The organism is Streptomyces olivaceus (assembly GCF_000721235.1).
Classification (GTDB): Bacteria; Actinomycetota; Actinomycetes; order Streptomycetales; family Streptomycetaceae; genus Streptomyces; species Streptomyces olivaceus.
The window spans coordinates 107,890-126,236 of record NZ_JOFH01000011.1; the positions used below are offsets into that span (position 1 = coordinate 107,890).

Annotated in this window: 14 protein-coding genes; 3 read left to right on the forward strand and 11 right to left on the reverse strand. The window is 71.4% G+C overall.

The window, feature by feature from the left end:
* Window positions 1-32: 32 nt before the first annotated feature.
* Window positions 33-734 (reverse strand): ribonuclease HII, encoded by a 702-nt coding sequence (locus IG94_RS0114110; RefSeq protein WP_031035379.1) that lies wholly within the window; start codon window positions 732-734, stop codon window positions 33-35.
* A gap of 81 nt (window positions 735-815) precedes the next feature.
* Window positions 816-1,436 carry a TetR/AcrR family transcriptional regulator gene (locus IG94_RS0114115; protein ID WP_031035381.1) on the reverse strand — a complete coding sequence of 207 codons (621 nt, stop codon included), beginning with the start codon at window positions 1,434-1,436 and terminating at the stop codon, window positions 816-818.
* 188 nt (window positions 1,437-1,624) lie between these two features.
* Between IG94_RS0114115 and IG94_RS0114120 the strand changes: the two genes are divergently transcribed.
* Window positions 1,625-3,172 carry an MFS transporter gene (locus IG94_RS0114120; RefSeq protein ID WP_031035383.1) on the forward strand — a complete coding sequence of 516 codons (1,548 nt, stop codon included), beginning with the start codon at window positions 1,625-1,627 and terminating at the stop codon, window positions 3,170-3,172.
* A 197-nt stretch (window positions 3,173-3,369) separates the two neighbouring features.
* On the opposite strand, the gene IG94_RS0114125 is transcribed toward IG94_RS0114120, so the two are convergent.
* The 3 genes from IG94_RS0114125 to IG94_RS38590 all read right to left on the reverse strand — a co-directional run bounded on the left by IG94_RS0114125 (window position 3,370) and on the right by IG94_RS38590 (window position 5,669).
* Window positions 3,370-4,275 (reverse strand): ADP-ribosylglycohydrolase family protein, encoded by a 906-nt coding sequence (locus IG94_RS0114125; RefSeq protein WP_031035385.1) that lies wholly within the window; start codon window positions 4,273-4,275, stop codon window positions 3,370-3,372.
* A 12-nt stretch (window positions 4,276-4,287) separates the two neighbouring features.
* Complete coding sequence (locus IG94_RS0114130; protein WP_031035387.1) at window positions 4,288-4,947, reverse strand: histidine phosphatase family protein; 660 nt, start codon at window positions 4,945-4,947, stop codon at window positions 4,288-4,290.
* A 107-nt stretch (window positions 4,948-5,054) separates the two neighbouring features.
* The gene (locus IG94_RS38590; RefSeq protein ID WP_037768974.1) at window positions 5,055-5,669 is read right to left on the reverse strand and encodes a YdbC family protein; all 615 of its coding nucleotides are present in this window, start codon (window positions 5,667-5,669) and stop codon (window positions 5,055-5,057) included.
* A gap of 158 nt (window positions 5,670-5,827) precedes the next feature.
* On the opposite strand from IG94_RS38590, the gene IG94_RS0114140 reads away from it, so the two are divergent.
* Window positions 5,828-6,361, forward strand: a complete 534-nt coding sequence (locus IG94_RS0114140; RefSeq protein WP_031035392.1) for a TerD family protein — start codon at window positions 5,828-5,830, stop codon at window positions 6,359-6,361.
* Between the two features lie 128 nt (window positions 6,362-6,489).
* Here IG94_RS0114140 and IG94_RS0114145 read toward each other — a convergent pair whose 3' ends face one another.
* Window positions 6,490-9,393 carry a vitamin B12-dependent ribonucleotide reductase gene (locus IG94_RS0114145; protein WP_031035394.1) on the reverse strand — a complete coding sequence of 968 codons (2,904 nt, stop codon included), beginning with the start codon at window positions 9,391-9,393 and terminating at the stop codon, window positions 6,490-6,492.
* 168 nt (window positions 9,394-9,561) lie between these two features.
* Window positions 9,562-10,125 carry a transcriptional regulator NrdR gene (gene nrdR, locus IG94_RS0114150; protein WP_031035396.1) on the reverse strand — a complete coding sequence of 188 codons (564 nt, stop codon included), beginning with the start codon at window positions 10,123-10,125 and terminating at the stop codon, window positions 9,562-9,564.
* Window positions 10,126-10,788: 663 nt separating this feature from the next.
* On the opposite strand from nrdR, the gene lexA reads away from it, so the two are divergent.
* A complete protein-coding gene (gene lexA / locus IG94_RS0114155; RefSeq protein WP_031035398.1) occupies window positions 10,789-11,568 on the forward strand; it encodes a transcriptional repressor LexA in 780 nt (259 codons plus the stop codon).
* Window positions 11,569-11,758: 190 nt separating this feature from the next.
* On the opposite strand, the gene IG94_RS0114160 is transcribed toward lexA, so the two are convergent.
* The 4 genes from IG94_RS0114160 to IG94_RS0114175 all read right to left on the reverse strand — a co-directional run bounded on the left by IG94_RS0114160 (window position 11,759) and on the right by IG94_RS0114175 (window position 17,963).
* Window positions 11,759-13,735 carry an ATP-dependent DNA helicase gene (locus tag IG94_RS0114160; RefSeq protein WP_031035400.1) on the reverse strand — a complete coding sequence of 659 codons (1,977 nt, stop codon included), beginning with the start codon at window positions 13,733-13,735 and terminating at the stop codon, window positions 11,759-11,761.
* Window positions 13,736-13,970: 235 nt separating this feature from the next.
* Window positions 13,971-14,603: a GNAT family N-acetyltransferase gene (locus IG94_RS0114165; protein WP_031035403.1), complete on the reverse strand. Its 633-nt coding sequence runs from the start codon at window positions 14,601-14,603 to the stop codon at window positions 13,971-13,973.
* A gap of 49 nt (window positions 14,604-14,652) precedes the next feature.
* Window positions 14,653-16,779, reverse strand: coding sequence for an IucA/IucC family protein (locus tag IG94_RS0114170; protein WP_078892294.1), 2,127 nt, complete (start codon window positions 16,777-16,779; stop codon window positions 14,653-14,655).
* A gap of 44 nt (window positions 16,780-16,823) precedes the next feature.
* Window positions 16,824-17,963 carry an aminotransferase class III-fold pyridoxal phosphate-dependent enzyme gene (locus IG94_RS0114175; protein ID WP_372459487.1) on the reverse strand — a complete coding sequence of 380 codons (1,140 nt, stop codon included), beginning with the start codon at window positions 17,961-17,963 and terminating at the stop codon, window positions 16,824-16,826.
* Window positions 17,964-18,347 lie beyond the last annotated feature (384 nt).

Here is an 18,347-nt window from a genome sequence, read left to right on the forward strand (position 1 = left end):
CGGCGGGTGGCACTTGACTGCGACCGGAACCGTCAGAAATCGAAGCCGAGCTGACCCTCGATCTCCGGAACGCTTCCCTCCGCCCAACTGCGGGCCTTCTTGAGGTGCCGCCACTGGGGCAGCGCATCAAGATACGCCCACGACAACCGGTGGTGCGGGGTGGGGCCCCGCTCCTCCAGTGCGGCCTTGTGCACGGGCGATGGATACCCGGCATTGTCCGCGAAACCGAAGTCTGCATGTTCGAGACCCAGTTCGGCCATCATTTTGTCGCGCTGGACCTTGGCGAGCACCGAGGCCGCGGCGACGGCCACACAGGACTGGTCACCCTTGATCACCGTACGGACCCGCCAGGGCACCCCGAGATAGTCGTGCTTGCCGTCGAGGATGACGGCCTCGGGACGAACGGGCAGGGCCTCCAGGGCACGTACCGCCGCCAGTCGCAGCGCGGCGGTCATCCCCATGGCGTCGATCTCCTCCGGGGAGGCGTGTCCCAGCGCGTGGCACGTCACCCAGGTCTGCAACACCACGGCAAGTTCCGTGCGTCGCTTGATGGTGAGCAGTTTGGAGTCGGTCAGTCCGGCCGGAGGCCGGCGCAGTCCGGTGACCGCGGCACAGACGGTGACGGGTCCGGCCCACGCGCCGCGCCCCACCTCGTCGACACCGGCAATGACCTTCGCTCCGGTCGTGGCGCGAAGAGAGCGCTCGACGGTGTGAGTGGGTGGTTCGTACGGCATGGCGCCTCTAGCGTACGCCGCCGTGATCCCCCGGCGACACCCCGGTCTCCCAAGACGGACCGGCGACGCCGAAGGGGGCGCTCAGGCTCCGTCGGGCCGCAGCAGCGGGACCATGAACTGGTCGATCATCCCCTCCAGCTCCTGGTCTTCCCATTCGCTTGCACAAACCTTCGAGCGATACATCATCATCGCCGGGATGGCGTCGAAGACGAATCCGTTGGCGGCGTCACGCCGGACCTCTCCTCGCTCTATTCCACGGTTGATGACCTCGCAGAGCAGCTTGAGGGTCGGTTCGACCAAGCCTTTGACGATGACCGAATGGAAGCGTTCGGCCTCCATGCTGTCGCATTCGTGAATGACCGAGCGCAGAGCGAACCCGGGCCGGGAGTACATCGCGTCGCGCGCCCTGCGGCACAGCTCCAGCAGGTCCTCGCGCACGCTGCCGAGGTCGGGCACCTTGTCGAAGTCCGGCAGCCCGGACAGCAGCGCGTCCGCCACGAGGTCCTCCTTGGAGGGCCAGCGCCGGTAGACGGCGGCCTTGCCGGTCTGCGCGCCCGCGGCCACCCCCTCCATCGTCAGACCCTTCCATCCGACCGTGCTCAGCTGGTCCAGCGCGGCGTCGAGGATCGCGCGTTCCAGTACCGCGCCACGCCGGCGGGAAGGGGTCTGGGCGGAGGCGGCCACCCAGTGCGAAGCAACCATGTCGGGGGTCTCCAGAGTGCGGGGGAAGCGGGCATTCGGTGACAAAGTGCGCGTCGCGCGGCCTGAGCCGGGGGACCGGACGCGCGACAACGCGCTAAGTGAACGGTTGCGTTCACTGTCCGCGGGTCACTAACGTGGGAGCAACAGTGAACGCAAGCGTTCACTAATCCGTTCGTGGGGGACACACAGTGACAACCTCTTCTCTGATACCGGATCAGAAGCCGGGAGCCGCCCGCCGGGAGGGGCATCCCGGCATCGCACTCGCCGTCATCGCGGCCTGCCAACTCATGGTGGTACTCGATACGACGATTGTGAACATCGCGCTCCCGCACATCCAGAACGCGCTCAGTTTCAGCACCACCGACCTGACCTGGGTCGTGAGCGCCTACACGCTCACCTTCGGCGGACTGCTCCTGCTCGGCGGCCGGGCCGGGGACATTCTCGGCCGGCGCCGGGTGTTCGTGACGGGCATCCTGCTGTTCACCTTCGCCTCGCTGCTCGGCGGCTTCGCACAGGAGCCCTGGCAGCTGCTGGCGGCACGCGTCCTGCAGGGTGTGGGAGGCGCAATCGCGTCGCCCACGTCGCTCGCCCTCATAACGACCACCTTCCCCGAGGGACCCGAACGCAACCGCGCCTTCGGCGTCTTCGCGGCCGTGTCGGCGGGCGGCGGTGCCATCGGCCTGCTGGCCGGCGGCATGCTCACCGAATGGCTCGACTGGCGCTGGGTGCTCTTCGTGAACGTGCCGATCGGCGTACTGATCGCCGTACTCGCGCCGTTGTACATCAGTGAGTCCGAGCGGCACTCCGGACGCTTCGACATCGCCGGGGCGGTGACGTCGACGGCGGGTATGGCGTCCCTCGTCTACGGCTTCATCCGGGCCGCGGACGAGGGCTGGCGCGACAGTCTGACCATCGGATCCTTCGTGGCCGCGGCGGTCCTGCTGGTGGCCTTCGTCCTCGTCGAGTCGCGGGCCAAGGAGCCGATCACCCCGCTGAGGATGTTCGCCGACCGCAACCGGTCCGGCACGTACGTGATCATGCTGAGCCTGGCCGCGGCGATGTTCGGCATGTTCTTCTACATCGTACTGTTCGTGCAGAACGTACTGGGCTACACGCCCATCGAGGCCGGTCTGGCCTTCCTGCCGGTCACGGTGGTGATCGCGCTCGGCGCGGGCCTGTCCCAGCGGTTCCTGCCCGTCTTCGGCCCGAAGCCGTTCATGATCGCCGGGTCGTCGCTCGCCGCGCTCGGGCTCGGCTGGCAGGCGCTCATCAGCGCCGACAGCTCCTATGTCGGCGGAATCCTGGGGCCGATGCTGGTCTTCGGATTCGGCATGGGGCTGAACTTCGTGACACTGACGCTGACCGCGGTCTCCGGGGTCGCCCAGCACGAGGCGGGCGCGGCGTCCGGTCTGCTCAACGCGATGCAGCAGGTGGGCGGGTCGATCGGCCTCGCCATCCTGACGACGGTGTTCGGCACCGCCAGCAAGGACGAGGCGAAGCAGCAGGTGCCGGACCTGCTCACGAACGGTTCGGCGGAGCAGAAGGCCGAGTTCGCCCGGACTCAGCAGTTGCCGGCGCCCTGGGGGCACGAGGTGCTCGCGCAGGGGATCTCGGCGGCCTTCGTCCCGGCCGCCGCCATGGCGGTCCTCGCCCTGGCCACGGCGTGGCTGGTGATCAGGGTGCGCAAGAGCGACCTGGAGGCGCTGTCGGGCTCGGCCGGTCCGGGGATGGGCTGACCCTGCGGCCGCGCGGGCGGGGCGGGGACGGTCGGCGGGGGTTCCACACCTGTCGGCACCCGCTCCGCCCGGTCGCGGGCGAGGCGCCCGGCCGACGGTCGGGCACGGGGATCCGCGTCGCGGTACGCGGCGTCCTTCGAGGAGGTACGCGGCGGGGCTCCGTCGCGATGACCGGGGACTCCGTCGTACGCGCCGCGTCAGGTCGCCGCCGTCAGCCAGGCGGGCAGCGCCTCGACCCGCTCCGTCCACGCGGCCGGCGGTGCTCCCGCCTTGCCGGCGGCCACCACACCGCCCACGATCGCGCAGGTCGTGTCCACGTCACCGCCGACCTGGGCGGTGGTCCAGAAGGCTTCCTCGTAGGTACCGAGGGCGCGGGCGGCGGACCAGAGGGCGAAGGGCACCGTGTCGTGCGCGGTCGTACGCCTTCCGCAGCCCAGGACCGCCGCGACGGTCCCCGCGTCGTCGTAGTCGAGCATGTCCCGGGCACGCCGCAGTCCGGCGCCCACCGCGCTCTTCGGCACCAGGGCGATGACCTCGTCGAGGAGTCGGTGCGGGCCGGGCGGGCCCGACGGGGCCGCGGCCAGCGCGGCGGCGGCAGCCACGGCCATGGCGCCGACGACGGCCTCGCGGTGCTGGTGCGTGGGGTAGGCCGAGATCTCCGCCTGGTGGGTCGCCTGCTCCGGATCGTCCGCGTACCAGGCGCCGAGCGGAGCGATGCGCATGGCGGCGCCGTTGCCCCAGGAGCCCTGGCCGTTGAACAGCGCCGCGGCCAGCTCGCGCCAGTCGCCGCCCTCGCGGACCAGCCGCAGCAGCCGGTTGACCGCGGGTCCGTATCCCCGGTCGAAGTCGTGGTGGTGGGCGAAGGAGTGCGCCAGGGCGTCCTGGTCGACGCGGTGGTGGGCGGCCAGTACGGCGACCACGGAACAGGCCATCTCCGTGTCGTCCGTCCACTGCCAGGTACCGGGCGGCAGCTCGCGGCGCCCCAGCAGCGGATAGTTCGCGGGCACGAAGAACTGGGAGCCCAGAGCGTCCCCCACCGACAGGCCGCGCAGGCTGGCAAGGGCCCGGCCCAGGGGCTCGTCAGGAGATGAATGAGCGGTCATCGCCCTGCCACTCTATCCGGTTGTTCCGTACGGTTCCGGATCTCGCCAGCGTTCGAAGGGCCGGTCGAGGGTGTACCTGCCGTCGTCACCGAGAACGAGCATCCGGGTCTCGGCGTTCCCGGGGTTGGACAGCGACTCGAACTCGGCGACCGTCCAGTGGAACCACCGCATGCAGAACAGCCGCATGGCGAGCCCGTGCGTCACCAGCAGGACGTTCGGCGGATGGTCGGGGTCCTCGAAGCTGCGGAACAGGCTCTCCAGGAAGCCTCCGACGCGGTCGTAGACGTCGGCGCCGGACTCGCCCTGGGCGAAGCGGTAGAAGAAGTGGCCGTAGGCGTCGCGGTACGCCTTCTGCAGGCGCACGTCGTCGCAGTCCTGCCAGTTCCCCCAGTCCTGCTCGCGCAGCCGGGGTTCCTCGCGGACCCGTATGAGGCCGGGGTCGAGCCGGAAGGAACGGAGCGTCTCGTGCGTGCGGCGGTAGGGGGAGACGTACACGCTGATCCGCTCCCGGCCGAAGACCTCCCGCAGTTCCTTGCCGGTCGCCTCGGCCTGTGCCAGGCCCTGGTCGGTGAGGGCCAGGGCGTGGTCGGGTTCGCGCTCGTACACGGTGTCGTCGACGTTGCCGGTCGACTCCCCGTGCCGGACGAGAACGATGCGCCGTGGTCGTGCCATGCCCAGAACCCTAGATCGGGACAGCCCGAACCGGACACTCGTACGGGCCCTGTACGGCGTACGTCACACAGTCTCCACACCTCGGGGGCCGGGTGGCGGGTCGGAACTCACACCGTCCAGGACGGTTCCAGCCGCACGATGTCTCCCGTCAGGGCCGCGATGTCGGCCTCCGTCTGGGCGCGCAGGGCGAGCCGCTCCACCCGTTCGGTGCGGTACTTGCCGTGCTCGGCGGCCGACAGCCACATGGACAGCACCAGGTACTCGTTGTACCCGTCCCCCGGTGCCTCACCGAACAGACCGCGGATCATCCCGGGCGAGCCGGCCATCGCGGGGTTCCAGACCTTCTCCTGCATGAGGACATAGTGCTCGGCCCGCTCCTCGTGGACACGGCAGAGCGCCACCCGCAGCAGGTCGGCGTCGGTGAAGCGGGGCTCGAAGCCCGTCTTCACGTCGAACCGGTAGTCGAAGAGCCTGACCTGGGCGTCCTTGAAGGTGCCCGCCTGGGACGAGGCCAGCCGGTCGTGGGAGCGGGCCATGAAGGAGTCGTAGAAGGCGCGGCTCTCCCAGAAGGCGAAGACGTGCGCCACGTCCTGCCGTCCCCGGCTCCAGCCACCCCCCTGTCCCCGAAACCCCGGCTCCCCGGGGAGCCCCGCCCACTTTCGCTGCCCCCGTTCGAAACCGCGGCGGTCCACCACGGTGCAGCGAGTCCACTTGACCAGCACCGCGCCATCGTAAGGCCAGGGGACGTGGCACCGGTCACGCTCCGGAGGACCACTCACCACCAACTGGGTCGCTGTGCGTGGCAGGATGGACAACCGGCCGTCACCGCTCGGCACTTGAGGTGGCCGGGCAGGGCGGGGGACCTGGGAAGGGGAAGTCTGTGAACGGCCTCAGCAAAGGCATTGACAAGGTCGAGGTCGCACTGCGGTGGGACCCGGCTCCGGCGGGGCAGCCGCCCGCCGACCTGGATCTCGTCGCCGGAACCTATCCGGCCGACGCTCCGTTCGGCGAGCCCGATTACGTGGTGCACTTCGACAGCCGCTCCCCCGACGGCACCATCTATCTCAACCGGGACAGCAAGGACGGCAAGGGTTTCGGTTTCGACGAGGTCATGACGCTGGAGCTGGAGCGGCTCGACGCCCGGTACGCGCGCGTGGTGATCGGTGTCGCCATCCAGCAGCACACCGAGGACCGGCACTTCGGCGACGTGTCCAACCCCGGCCTGCGCATCCGGGAGGGTTACACGGATCTGGCCACGGACGACTTCGGCGGAGTTCTCGGCGCCACCGCGGCGACCGTCGCCGAGTTCGTCAGGAACGAGGCGGGGGCGTGGGAGTTCCGCGGTGGGGTCCACGGCTTCGACGGTGACCCGGCGACGTTCACCCGCGCGATGGGCGCGGCACGCCGGCCCTGACGGCGTACCGCAGCACGGAGTAAGGGGCACCCGCCATGGCGGGTGCCCCTTACTCCGTGGACCTTCAGGAGCGACGCTCAGGGATGACGCCCGTGAGCGGCCAGGAGCCGCAGGACGTCAGCAGTGCGTCAGCTGCATCCGCTGGTCGAGCCGCAGCCCTCGCAGATGTAGCAGGAACCGGCGCGCTGCATCTTCGTGCCGCACGAGAAGCACAGGGGTGCGTCGGCCTGGATGCCCAGCTGCATCTCCACCAGCTCGGCGCTGGTGTGCGCCTGCTGCGGAGCGGGCCTGGCCGCCTCGGACTCGGCGTTCGGCGTGGCGACGGCCTGCAGTTCCGGGGTGCGCGGAGCCGACTGCGCCAGGCTCTCCACGTCGACCTCGTCGTCGGACGCCTCGTACGAGCCCGTCTCCAGGTGGCGCTGGCGCTCCTCGGCGGAGTGGATGCCGAGGGCGGAGCGCGTCTCGAAGGGCAGGAAGTCCAGCGCCAGGCGGCGGAAGATGTAGTCGACGATCGACTGCGCCATCCGCACGTCCGGGTCGTCGGTCATGCCGGCCGGCTCGAAGCGCATGTTGGTGAACTTCGAGACGTACGTCTCCAGCGGCACGCCGTACTGGAGGCCGACGGAGACCGCGATGGAGAAGGCGTCCATCATGCCCGCGAGGGTCGAGCCCTGCTTGGACATCTTCAGGAAGACCTCGCCGAGCCCGTCGTCCGGGTAGGAGTTGGCCGTCATGTAGCCCTCGGCGCCGCCGACCGTGAAGGAGGTGGTGATGCCGGGACGACCCTTCGGAAGGCGCTTGCGGACCGGGCGGTACTCGACGACCTTCTCGACCGTCTCGCGGATCGCCGCCTCGGTCTTCTCGGTGATCTCCGCCTTCTCCGTGTCCTTGACCGACTTGGTCTTGGCGGAGAGGGGCTGGCCGACCTTGCAGTTGTCGCGGTAGATGGCGAGCGCCTTGACGCCCATCTTCCAAGCCTCGAAGTAGACCTCCTCGACGTCCTCCACGGTCGCCGACTCCGGCAGGTTGACCGTCTTGGAGAGGGCGCCGGAGATCCACGGCTGGATGGCGGCCATCATGCGGACGTGGCCCATCGCGGAGATGGAGCGCTCGCCCATCGCGCAGTCGAACACCTCGTAGTGCTCGTGCGCGAGACCGGGCGCGTCGACCACGTTGCCGTTCTCGGCGATGTGGGCGACGATCGCCTCGATCTGCTCCTCGTGGTAGCCGAGGCGGCGCAGGGCCTGCGGGACGGTGCCGTTGACGATCTGCATCGAGCCGCCGCCGACCAGCTTCTTGAACTTGACCAGGGCGAGGTCGGGCTCCAGACCGGTGGTGTCGCAGGACATCGCGAGGCCGATGGTGCCGGTCGGGGCGATGACGGACGCCTGGGAGTTGCGGAAGCCGTTCTTCTCGCCGAGGCGCAGCACGTCCTGCCAGGCCTCGGTGGCGGCCGCCCAGACCGGCGTGTCGAGGTCGTCCACGCGGACGGCCCTGGCGTTCTCGTCGGAGTGCTGCTTCATGACCCTGAGGTGCGGCTGCGCGTTGCGGGCGTAGCCGTCGTACGGGCCGACGATCGCGGCGAGCTCGGCGGAGCGCTTGTACGACCTGCCGGTCATCAGGGAGGTGATGGCGCCGGCCAGGGCACGGCCGCCGTCGGAGTCGTAGGCGTGGCCGGTCGCCATCAGCAGGGCGCCGAGGTTGGCGTAGCCGATGCCGAGCTGGCGGAAGGCGCGGGTGTTCTCGCCGATCTTCTGGGTCGGGAAGTCCGCGAAGCAGATGGAGATGTCCATCGCGGTGATGACGAGCTCGACGACCTTCGCGAAGCGCTCGGCGTCGAAGGACTGGTTGCCCTTGCCGTCGTCCTTCAGGAACTTCATCAGGTTCAGCGAGGCGAGGTTGCAGGACGTGTTGTCCAGGTGCATGTACTCGCTGCACGGGTTCGAGCCGTTGATGCGGCCGGACTCCGGGCAGGTGTGCCACTGGTTGATGGTGTCGTCGTACTGGATGCCCGGGTCGGCACAGGCCCAGGCGGCCTCGGCCATCTTGCGGAAGAGCGCCTTGGCCTCGACCTCCTCGATGACCTCGCCGGTCATGCGGGACGTCAGGCCGAACTTGCCGCCGTCCTGCACGGCCTTCATGAACGTGTCGTTCACGCGGACCGAGTTGTTGGCGTTCTGGTACTGGACGGACGTGATGTCGTCGCCGCCCAGGTCCATGTCGAAGCCCGCGTCGCGCAGGGCGCGGATCTTCTCCTCCTCCGAGACCTTGGTCTGGATGAAGTCCTCGATGTCGGGGTGGTCGACGTCGAGGATGACCATCTTGGCGGCGCGGCGGGTGGCGCCGCCGGACTTGATGGTGCCGGCGGAGGCGTCGGCGCCGCGCATGAAGGAGACCGGGCCCGAGGCGTTGCCGCCGGAGGAGAGCAGTTCCTTGGAGGAGCGGATCCGGGAGAGGTTCAGGCCGGCGCCCGAGCCGCCCTTGAAGATCATGCCCTCTTCCTTGTACCAGTCGAGGATCGACTCCATGGAGTCGTCGACGGACAGGATGAAGCAGGCGGAGACCTGCTGCGGCTGGGGCGTGCCGACGTTGAACCAGACCGGGCTGTTGAAGCTGAAGATCTGGTGCAGGAGGGCGTAGGCCAGCTCGTGCTCGAAGATCTCGGCGTCGGCGGGCGAGGCGAAGTACTTGTTGTCCTCGCCGGCCTTCCGGTACGTCTTCACGATGCGGTCGATGAGCTGCTTCAGGCTCACCTCGCGCTGCGGGGTGCCCACGGCGCCCCGGAAGTACTTGCTGGTGACGATGTTGACCGCGTTCACCGACCAGAACTCGGGGAACTCGACGCCGCGCTGCTCGAAGTTGACCGAGCCGTCGCGCCAGTTGGTCATGACGACGTCACGGGGTTCCCAGGCCACCTCGTCGTAGGGGTGGACGCCGGGAGTGGTGTGGACGCGCTCGACGCGGAGTCCCTTGCCCGCCTTCGTGGCCTTGGCGCGGGAACTCCGTGCCGGACCGCTCGCCGTCTCTGTCATGCCGCCTCCCTGTACGGGCGAAAACGCCCTGAAGTGCCCCGATTGTTCCCGGGGGCACGGTGTTCTGTCTTGTATCGCGGGCATCTCTCGCACAGCCCGCGACAGGTCTTTCTCACTCGCCGCCGTACGGCCGGCCCCGGGCGCCGTAGTCCGGGTCCGGCCCGCCGGTCAGTCGGCGGCGCCGGCGGGTTCGGGGAGCTGCGCCGCCCCGGTGGACCCGCGGTCGTTCTGTTTCTCCCGGCCCCCCGCGCCGGCCGCGTCGCCGCCGCCGTCGCCTCCGGGGCCTGCCGTCGCCTCCCTGAGCTCCGCGATCGCGGCCTCGAAGTCCTCGAGCGAGTCGAACGCCCGGTAGACCGAGGCGAATCGCAGATAGGCGACGAGGTCGAGCTCCTGCAACGGGCCGAGTATGGCCAGACCCACGTCGTGGGTGGTCAGCTCGGCGCTTCCGGTGGCCCGCACCGCCTCCTCGACCCGCTGGCCGAGCTGGGCCAGCGCGTCCTCGGTGACGGGCCGGCCCTGGCAGGCCTTGCGCACACCGTTGATGACCTTGGTGCGGCTGAACGGTTCGGTGACCCCGGACCGCTTCACCACCATGAGCGAACACGTCTCCACGGTCGTGAACCGACGGGAGCAGTCGGGACACTGGCGGCGCCTGCGGATCGACGTCCCGTCGTCGGTCGTACGACTGTCGACGACGCGGCTGTCGGGGTGCCTGCAGAAGGGGCAGTGCATGGACTCCGAACCCTCCTCACAGCTGACTCAATAGCCTCGAAAGGCCCTTCAGGCCCCTCCAAGCAGCCCCCAGCATAAGCGATCTCGGCGAGCCTTGAGACCCGGGGGACCACAACTTGTGGGCTGCTGATGCAATCCAACCACTAGATGTGGGGATTGGCTCATACAAACACGCCCCGCGCGCGTGTCGCGCCGGGTCCACACGGTCACGGCGCCCGGCGAGCCGGCCCGGGCCGCACACGGACCGCCGCCGCGCGTTCACGGACGGCTTCGGAGCACCCGTACGCCGCCGCCGCGCGGACCGGCGCGAGACCGTGGCACGCGTCCGCGGAGCGCAAGGACGCGGCCGTGTCGCCCGCGGGCTTGCGGAGATACCGTGAGCACCGCGGGGAGGGGAGGTGGGGCTACCGCGAGGGAAGAGAGACCCACCCCGTCGAACGGATTGCCGGATGGCAGACTGGAGCGACGCCCCCCGAGGCTGCCACTACGGCGGTGAAGAGTACAGCAATAGGCGCTTTTGTCTGCCGGGCCCCGCGGCAGCCATACACCCGGACGCTCGACACGAGCGAGCGATTCCCGTTTTTTCACTCGAACGTGTGTTTGGCGCAACCTTTCGAAAGCTACTACCGTTGTGCAGCAGGGAGACCATCGAGAGGGGCCGACGTGACCACCACCGCCGACAGTGCCATCATCACTGCCCAGGACCGCCCCCAGGGCCGACCTGAGCCGGTGCACGCGATGAGCGACGCCGCGAACCCGGAGGGGCACAAGCGCTCCCTGCCGGGCCGACCTCCGGGCATCCGGGCGGACAGCTCCGGGCTGACCGACCGCCAGCGCCGGGTGATCGAGGTCATCCGCGACTCGGTGCAGCGGCGTGGATACCCGCCGTCGATGCGGGAGATCGGGCAGGCCGTCGGCCTCTCCAGCACCTCCTCCGTCGCGCACCAGCTGATGGCGCTGGAGCGCAAGGGCTTCCTGCGCCGCGACCCGCACCGTCCGCGCGCCTACGAGGTGCGCGGCTCCGACCAGGCCGCCTCGGTGCAGCCGACGGACACCGCCGGCAAGCCCGCCGCGTCGTACGTCCCGCTCGTCGGGCGCATCGCCGCCGGTGGCCCGATCCTCGCCGAGGAGTCCGTCGAAGACGTCTTCCCGCTCCCCCGGCAGCTGGTCGGCGACGGCGAGCTGTTCGTGCTGAAGGTCGTCGGCGACTCGATGATCGAGGCCGCGATCTGCGACGGCGACTGGGTCACGGTCCGCCGCCAGCCGGTCGCCGAGAACGGCGACATCGTGGCGGCCATGCTCGACGGCGAGGCCACCGTCAAGCGCTTCAAGCGCGAGGACGGCCACGTCTGGCTCCTCCCGCACAACGCGGCGTACGAGCCGATCCCCGGTGACGACGCGACCATCCTCGGCAAGGTGGTAGCCGTACTGCGCCGCGTCTGAGCGCCACCGCGGGCGGGCACACCGCGACGGCTCCCTGCCGACCCGACCGGGTCCCGGAACCTCTGCGCCGGTTCCGGGACCCTGCCATGTGCGAACCCACGTCGGCCTGCGCGGTACCCCGGCCGAAGGCCGCCACCGATGGGGGGGCGAGCCTCCGACCGGGGCTCCGACCAGGGCTGGAGCCCCCTGCTCAGGTGCCTTCCGTCTCCCGTGCCTTCGCGTCGATGGCGGCGAGCGACCTGCGGACCTGGTTGCGGTCCGTGGTGAACCAGAAGTCGGGCAGCGACGCCTTCAGGTAGCTGCCGTACCGGGCCGTCGCCAGCCGCTGGTCCAGTACGGCGACCACCCCGCGGTCCCCGGACGCCCGCACGAGCCGGCCCGCGCCCTGCGCCATCAGCAGCGCGGCGTGTGTCGCGGCCACCGCCATGAAGCCGTTGCCCCCGCCCTCTTCCACCGCCTTCTGGCGGGCGCTCATCAGCGGGTCGTCCGGGCGCGGGAACGGGATCTTGTCCATGACGACCAGCTGGCAGCTGGGCCCGGGGACGTCGACGCCCTGCCACAACGACAGCGTGCCGAAGAGGCAGGTCTTCGCGTCGGCGGCGAAGTTCTTGATCAGCTCGCCGAGGGTCTCCTCGCCCTGCAGGAGGATCGGGTACTCGGGAATACGGGAACGCAGTTCCTCGGCGGCCAGCTGGGCCGCGCGCATCGAGGAGAACAACCCCAGCGTGCGGCCGCCCGCCGCCTGGATCAGCTCGGTGAGCTCGTCGAGCATGTCGCCGCGGTCGCCGTCGCGCGCGGGGCGCGCCAGGTGCTTGGCGACGTAGAGGATGCCCTGCTTGCGATAGTCGAAGGGCGAGCCGACGTCGACGCCCTTCCACTGGGGTACGTCCTCGCCCTCGGTGCCCTCGGGAGCGAGGCCGAGTGAGGCGCCCACACCGTTGAAGTCACCGCCCAGCTTCAGGGTCGCGGAGGTCAGGACCACCGAGCGGTCGGTGAAGAGCTTCTCGCGCAGCAGGCCCGCCACGGACATGGGAGCGACGCGCAGGGAGGCCCCGAAACGGTCGTGTCGCTCGTACCAGACGACGTCCCACTCGGAGCCGTTGGTGACCCGCTCCGCCACGTCGTGCACGGACTCCACCGAGGCGAGCGCCTGCTTGCGCACCGCGTCCTCGTCCTGCACGGATCTGTCACGGGTGGCCCCCATGGCCGAGACGACCGTGCGGCAGGCGTCGCGCAGCGCCATCAGGGCATAGCCGAGGTCCTCCGGGATCTCCTCCAGCCGCCCCGGCAGCGCCAGCTCCATCAGCCGCTCGAACCCCTCGGCGGCGGTCTGCAGCTGATCGGCGGCCTTCTCGTTGACCAGCTTCGCGGCCCGCCGGACCGCCCGGTTGACCTGACCGGGGGTGAGCTCGCCGGTGGCGACGCCCGTCACGCGGGAGACCAGCTCGTGGGCCTCGTCGACGATCAGCACCTCGTGCTGCGGGAGGACGGGGGCGCCCTCGATGGAGTCGATCGCGAGCAGCGCGTGGTTGGTGACGACGACCTCGGATAGCTTGGCGCGCTCGCGGGCCGTCTCGGCGAAGCACTCGGCGCCGTACGCGCACTTCGAGGCGCCCAGGCACTCACGGGAGGACACGGAGACCTGGGACCAGGCGCGGTCGGAGACGCCCGGGGTGAGGTCGTCGCGGTCGCCGGTCTCGGTCTCGTCCGCCCAGTCCCGCATCCGCAGCAGGTCCTGGCCCAGCTTGCTGGTGGGGGCGGCGGCCTCGAACTGGTCGAAGAGGCCCTCCTCCTCGTCCTGCGGGGCTCCCTCGTGGAGCCGGTGCAGGCACAGGTAGTTGGACCGTCCCTTGAGCATCGCGAACTCGGGGCGGCGGCGCAGCTGCGGATGGAGCGCGTCGACCGTGCGGGGCAGGTCCCGCTCGACCAGCTGGCGCTGCAGGGCGAGGGTCGCCGTGGCCACGACGACGCGCTCTCCGTGCGCGAGCGCCGGTACCAGGTAGCCCAGGGACTTGCCGGTACCGGTGCCGGCCTGGACCAGCAGATGGGAGCCGCCGTCGATGGCTTCCTCGACGGCTTCGGCCATGGCCACCTGACCGGGGCGCTCCGTACCGCCGACGGCGGTGACGGCGGCCTGCAGGAGTTCGGGGAGTGAGGGCTTCGTCATAGCGCGACCACCCTACGGCCCGGGACTGACAACCGGGCGGGCAAGGCGGGCCCGAGGGGCGGGAGCGACGACGGGGAGTGCGACGGGAGGGGGTGGAGTGGCCTGTGGTGCCAAAGGACCGGGTGGGACGGCCGGAGGTGCCACAGGCTCTGCCGGGGCTGTGCGGACTGGAAGGGCATGAGGGCTCCTGGGCGGCGCGGGGCTGGTGGGAGGCGGCGCGGAGGCAGTGGACGCGTCACCGGGGCCCGCGCACCGCCCGCTCCCGGATCACGAGGGCGGCCCGTTTGTCCGGCAGGTCCACCTCGCCGGCCGACCGGAACCCGGCGCCGAGGAACGCCGCGACGGACGGCCTGTTGCGGACGTCGGGTTCGGCCAGCACGCGTGTGCAGGCCGGGCGCCCGGCGAGGACCAGGCCGGCGACGGTCCTGATCAACTCGGTTCCGAGGCCCCGCCCGCGGTCGGCCGCCTCGCCGATCAGCAGGTGGATGCCGGTGTCGTGCGGTCGGACCGGGCAGTACCGGGCCAGCGGGTCGAGGTCGGCCCGGTAGATCTCCCAGTAGCTCATGGGCACCCCGTCCAGCACCCCGAGGCACGGGACGCTGCGTCCGTCCCCGGCCAGCTGCGCCCGGACGTGTTCCCCGGTCACGCTCTGCGGTCCGGTCAGCTGCCAGTACGGGGCGACTGCGGGGTCGTTCATCCAGCGGGCGACGAGCGGTACGTCCCGTTCGACGGTGACGGGGACCAGCTGGAACACGCCCACGGAGGTGGCGGCCGGCCCCCAGTCGGCGACGCGGTCGAGGAGGTCCACGCGTCCCGCGGGCAGGTGCAGGTCCAGGGTGTCCTCGGCGCTCGCGTCGGGGGAGGTCACGGGCTCGCTCCTTTCGGGGAGGAGGGAGGGTCGGCGGGCTTGCAGCCGCTCAGGTGTGCAGCGGATTGCCGATGGTCACGTAGACGGACTGGGTGTCCACGGGCCCGACCAGTTCGTCGAGACCGTGCATCCGGGTCAGCAGGTTCGCCTTGCAGCGCAGTACCGGCGAGTCGAGGAGGTACCCGGGGAGCGAACCGCCCAGCGGGGCGGAGCCCGAGGCGAGTGCGCCGAGGAAGCGGCGGAAGGCGGCCAGCAGCAGCCTCTCGTCGGCGAGTCGCTGGGAGCCGAAGGCACCGATGAGGCCGAACACGTTGTTGACGGCGAGGTAGTACGCGAAACGCTCGTCGGTGACGTCGTCGGCCACGAAGGCGTCGCTGCGTCCGCCGACGCCGGGCAGCCGGGCGTCCAGCTCCACGCGCCGGGACTCGCGGAAGTAGTAGCCCTGGTTGTCGCGGTAGCGGCCGCCGGACGGCCAGCCGTCGGCGTCCAGCAGCACGAGCGTGTTCTGCTGATGCGCCTCCAGGGCGATTCCCGCGCGGGCGTCCAGCCACAGCACGGGACGGACGACGCGGTGGAGGTAGCGCAGGAACCACTCGGCGGATACGGCGCCGAGCGGGCGGCCGGTCCGGGCGGCGAGCCCCGCGACGACGGAGGCCAGCCGGGAGCGCGGGACGGAAGTGACGGGAGCGGACGTGCCGGAGGCGTCCGGGTCGGCCTGTGCGTGTGCGTGTGCGTGTGCGTGTGGCCACCATGCGACGAGACCCGCCAGGCAGGAGACGTCGTCCGAGGGCCGGAACGGGTTGTGCCGGAGAACGACGTCGAGACCCTGCACGGGTGTGCCCTCCGGTGTGTCGACGGCGAGCCAGGCCGGGTCGCGGACGATGTCGAAGTACGGGTGGGCGGCCCGCCACTGGGTGGAGAGACCGCCGCGCAGCAGACGGTGGACCTCGACGCCGCGGTGGAGTTCCTTGCGGAGGTTCTCCCGACGGGAGTTGGTGATCTGCAGTGCCAGCGAGAGCTTGAGCATGGCGGGGGCACCGGTGCGGTGGACGGTACGCACGGAGGAGGTGGGGTGCCACGCGGGGCCCCGCGCGCCGAGGTCCCTGATCAGCCCGGCGTCCAGCAGCGCGGTGGTCTCCGGCCGGTGCAGCAGCGCGCGGAACTGCCAGGGATGCAGCGGCAGGAGGGCGTACCCCTCCGGCGGCGTCGGCCCGCCCGGTGGCGTCGGACCGTCGGACGCGAGCCGCTCGGTGAGCACGGGCGCGGTGACCGGCCGCCCGCGCTCGGTCCACGCCGAGTCGGTGGCGAGCACGGACGGGGCGACGGCCACCCAGTGCAGGGGGAAGGCGCCACGCGTCTCGGGTGAGTACCGCCGGGCCTCGGACTCCGTCAGGCCCTCGCGGCTCTTCGGGGCGGGGTGCAGCGGGTGCCCGAGCACAAGCGCCTGCTCGGCGGTGAGGAACAGGTCGGACTCCGCTTCCGCCTCACCGGCACCGGTTCCCGCGCCCGGCCCCGTCTCCGCGGCCGAACGCGCGTCGCGGTCGCGCTCGCGGTCGCGGTCGCGGAGGAACAGGGCCGTCCGGCGTACGGAGTCGGCGACGCGCGCGACGAGGTCGGGGCCGTCGGGCCCCTGGTCGCCGCACCTCTCGCGCACGAGCAGCGCGGCCAGCGTGACCGCGTCCACCGGTGACGCGGAGGCGGGAGCGCCGGTCAGGCGCGGAGGGCCGAAGTCGTGCCGACCGGTGGGCGACCAGTAGCGGACCGGGACGGTCAGGGCCGTGCCCGACGCCGGGAGCGGGACACGCAGAACTCCGTCCTCGGGGGCGGGCACGGCTGTTTCACGGACCCAGCAGCGCAGAAGGTTCTCCGTTGCCGCCGACTGGGCGGCCACGTGCGGATCGGGATGGTCCAGAGGGTCGTCCCGGCGGTCGTCCGGACGTTCGTCCGGGAGAGCGTCCGGTTGATCGTCCGAGCGGCCGTCCGAGCGGCCGTCCGGGAGAGCGTCCGACGGGTCGTGCGGTGGCGTCCGCCCGGCTTCCGGAGCGGTGGCAGGAGGCGGGAGCGGCACCGCCCCCGCGGTGGCGCCGGACCGGGGTGCCGATACGACGGGGCCGACTGGGCTGCCGGTCTGCCGTTCGGAGACGGAGGCCGCTTCCTGGGTGGGGTCGGTGTGCAACGCGGGTCCTTCTGAGGTGCTGGGGCCGGGTCCGGGCGGGGTTCTCAGCGCGGGGCGCGCTGCCCGCGTATCGCTGCGAGGTCGCCGCAGCGCCGGTCCACCGCCTCCAGGGCGTCGGCGAGCCGGTCCAGGGCGGCCGTCATCTGCTCCTCGGTGACGGTCAGCGGCGGCAGCAGGCGCACGACGTTCGCCGCGGGGCCCGTGCCGTCCACGATCAGTCCGCGGCGCAGACACTCCCGTTGCACGACTCCGGCGAGGCCCCCGGTGGTGCCGCGGGCGGAGCCGGGGCCGGGCCCCGGGGCGTCGTCGTCCGGTGTCGTCAGCTCGACGCCGGTCATCAGACCCCGTCCCCGCACGTCGGCGACGCACGCGAACCGCTCGGCCAGGGGGCGCAGCCGGGCCAGCGCCCGGGCGCCGAGCGCGGCGGCGTGCTCGGCGAGGCGGTGTTCGCGGACGTGCGCGAGCGTGGCCGCGCCCGCGGCCAGGGCGAGCTGGTTGCCGCGGAAGCCACCGCCCTCGGGTCCTGGAGCGGATGAGTCGTCCGGCTCGTGGAGGTCGGCGCGGTGCACCACGGCGGCAAGCGGCAGACTGCCGCCGATCGCCTTGGCGAGGATCAGGACGTCGGGTACGGCACCGCTGTGGTCGACCGCCCAGAAGGCACCGGTCCGTCCGACGCCCGTCTCCCGCTCGTCGACGACGAACGGGACGGCCCGTTCGGCCGTGAGGGCGCGCAGACGCCGTACGACGGTGTCCGGGACGGGGCGCACCTCGGCCGCGCTCCCGGCCGGTTCCAGGAACACCCCGGCGGGCCGGGCCCGTCCGGGACCGCCGTCGTCGGGGACCCAGCGGTGGGCGGCGCCCGTCCGGTCCCGGCCGGTCGCGGCGCGGACCAGTGCGGCCGCCGTGTCGAGCGGGTCCGTCCCGCTCGGGCCGCAGAACCGCACGCGCGCGTGGTCGGCGAGTCCGGACGGCAGAGTGCGCAGCAACTCGGTGACGAAGGCGTCCTCCACCGGGGTGGTGAGGTTCATGACCTGCAGCGGGGCACCCGAATCGAGGACTCTGCGGATCGCCTCCAGCACGGCGGGGTGGTTGTGTCCCAGCGCCGAACCCGCCCCCGAGGCGCAGTCCAGGTAGCGGCGGCCGTCGGCGCCCTCGATGGTGAGCCCCCGTGCCCGGACCGGCACGACCGGAAGGGCACGCGCGTAGGTGCGCGCGGCGGGTTCACGCGCCGGGCGGCGCCTCGAAGCGCCCTCGCCCTCCCGAACGGCGCGCCCCCGCGCGAGCACCCCGCCTCCGGGCGTCCCCTGCGATCCCGCCACGGCCTGTCGACCTCCCGCTGCCCGGCCGGGATGCGCGGTGCCGGGTCGTTCCCCGGCCCGGGGGACCGCGTCCGGACAAGCGGCCCCCACCGCTACAACCGCGGACCGTTCACGGGGTTACGGCCTGCCCTAGGATCCTTGCCGGGAGGGGGACTTCGTCCGCCGGTGCGGCGCCGCGGAGCGGCCGCACGGACCGTCGGGAGCAGCGGGCCAGGTCAGAGGGCTGTGTCCGAACCGTTGCCGTTCCGT

Bases quoted from the DNA above. Each gene is read 5' to 3' on its own strand.
- IG94_RS0114110 (WP_031035379.1), bottom strand. From the start codon at position 734: ATGCCGTACGAACCACCCACTCACACCGTCGAGCGCTCTCTTCGCGCC.
- IG94_RS0114115 (WP_031035381.1), bottom strand. From the start codon at position 1,436: ATGGTTGCTTCGCACTGGGTGGCCGCCTCCGCCCAGACCCCTTCCCGC.
- IG94_RS0114125 (WP_031035385.1), bottom strand. From the start codon at position 4,275: ATGACCGCTCATTCATCTCCTGACGAGCCCCTGGGCCGGGCCCTTGCC.
- IG94_RS0114130 (WP_031035387.1), bottom strand. From the start codon at position 4,947: ATGGCACGACCACGGCGCATCGTTCTCGTCCGGCACGGGGAGTCGACC.
- IG94_RS0114145 (WP_031035394.1), bottom strand. From the start codon at position 9,393: ATGACAGAGACGGCGAGCGGTCCGGCACGGAGTTCCCGCGCCAAGGCC.
- nrdR (WP_031035396.1), bottom strand. From the start codon at position 10,125: ATGCACTGCCCCTTCTGCAGGCACCCCGACAGCCGCGTCGTCGACAGT.
- IG94_RS0114160 (WP_031035400.1), bottom strand. From the start codon at position 13,735: ATGACGAAGCCCTCACTCCCCGAACTCCTGCAGGCCGCCGTCACCGCC.